Source organism: Acinetobacter sp. YH12049 (assembly GCF_013419875.1).
Classification (GTDB): Bacteria; Pseudomonadota; Gammaproteobacteria; order Pseudomonadales; family Moraxellaceae; genus Acinetobacter; species Acinetobacter amyesii.
This window is the reverse complement of the sequence record NZ_VOZH01000108.1, coordinates 1-1,477: the sequence shown is the minus strand read 5'-3', so window position 1 is coordinate 1,477 and position 1,477 is coordinate 1. Positions and strand designations below refer to the sequence as shown.

Genomic DNA, 1,477 nt, shown 5'->3' with positions numbered 1-1,477 from the left:
CATACTGCATATAATGGCTCGATTTGGGTGTTGGAAGATGGAAAAAATGCTGGTTTATTAAGGCTATTGCCTAAGTAGAGCTGATTGAATCTTAGGGATTGGAAATTTTTAAAATGAATCATAATGGAGCCGATTTGGATCAAATAAAGTTAAAACAAATTAAAACTGACTTAAGTGTTGATGGAATTGTTAAGCTATCTCAGTTTATTGATAAAAAAGAAGTAAATTTAATCAAAGAGAGTTTGGTTGAAGAACTGAAACGTTTAAAAATTTATGAAAATAATAAAATAATCTCTAAAGAATTGAAAAAATTGAGTCATTTTCAACAGATTGTCATGTTGTCCAGAACAGTTAAACAGCCAAAAACTTTAGAAAAATATTCAGATATTTTGGGTGAAGTTGTATTCAAAATTTTTGCTAAAAAGTTTTACTCTGATCAGAAACAGCAACTTCTACTGACATTACCTCAACAGGAAAAATGGACACTGAATGATTTAAAATGGCATGTCGATTCACATTCAACAGCTTTTGAGTCACTGCAATTTTTTTTAATCATTGATGATATTCAACCTCATGGTGGTGGAACTCTAGTTTTGAAAGGTTCACATCATTTAACTGAACGATCTTCTTCAAGTCAGCTGAATCATTTATTGAGTACGAAAATATTAAATCAGCCTTTTGATTTTCAGAATAAAAAATTAGAGATCATTGAATTAACTGGCGTACAAGGGGATGTGTATTTAATGGATATGAGGGTTATTCATTCTCCAGCGATAAATGCTGCAAAAAAGATAAGAATGATGGCAACGTATAGATATTTTCAGAATTTGTAAGATAAATAAAGAAAACCCATCATCCTGACAGGATCTTCTTCATAAGAGATATTCCTAATCCATGCTGACATTCACATAGAAAAGAAACTATTGATAACACCTAATGTTTTTAATGTAGTAATGCCCGAGATTAAAAAACATATGGAAATTAAAGACTAGACTCTTTCATTTGATCATGTTCCTTGATATGCATTTAAGCGAAATGCAAAGTTTTGTCCAAATAACTGAGCGGTTTTAATATCGCCAATATCAAAAGCATCTGCCGCACTGGCATGTTCGGCTTGTGCCATAAGACCAGACCATGAGCCGAGACGATTGGCTGCTTGCGTATACGGAACACCTTGATGTTGCTCAGGTAAAATAGGGTTGCCGACCCATACCATACCGTGTTGCATCGAAAAGGTGAAAAGCGAAATCAGGGTCGATTGCTTATCCCCAGCAGGTAATGAGGAAACAGTAAATCCTGCGGCTAATTTTCCTTTAAAAGCCTGCTTCTTCCATAATGGACCTGTGGCATCCATGAGTTGTTTAAAAGTGCCAGAGACACCACCGAGATAGGTTGGAGTACCCCAAATTAGTCCATCATATTGACAGAGTAATTCAGGTTGAGACATCAACTGTTCAGCGGTGAATAAATCAATTTT

At 34.7% G+C, this 1,477-nt stretch carries 2 protein-coding genes; one reads left to right on the top strand and one right to left on the bottom strand.

What is annotated here, in order from left to right:
• The first annotated feature begins 113 nt into the window (after positions 1-113).
• Positions 114-833, top strand: a complete 720-nt coding sequence (locus tag FTU05_RS17690; protein WP_087554354.1) for a phytanoyl-CoA dioxygenase family protein — start codon at positions 114-116, stop codon at positions 831-833.
• Positions 834-1,006: 173 nt separating this feature from the next.
• Here the strand turns inward: FTU05_RS17690 and FTU05_RS17685 are convergent.
• Positions 1,007-1,477, bottom strand: a 471-nt coding sequence (locus FTU05_RS17685) for a flavodoxin family protein (protein WP_179991815.1), incomplete at its 5' end; no start/stop codon positions are given.

Coding starts and splice junctions, on each gene's coding strand:
- FTU05_RS17690 (WP_087554354.1), top strand. CDS start 114: ATGAATCATAATGGAGCCGATTTGGATCAAATAAAGTTAAAACAAATT.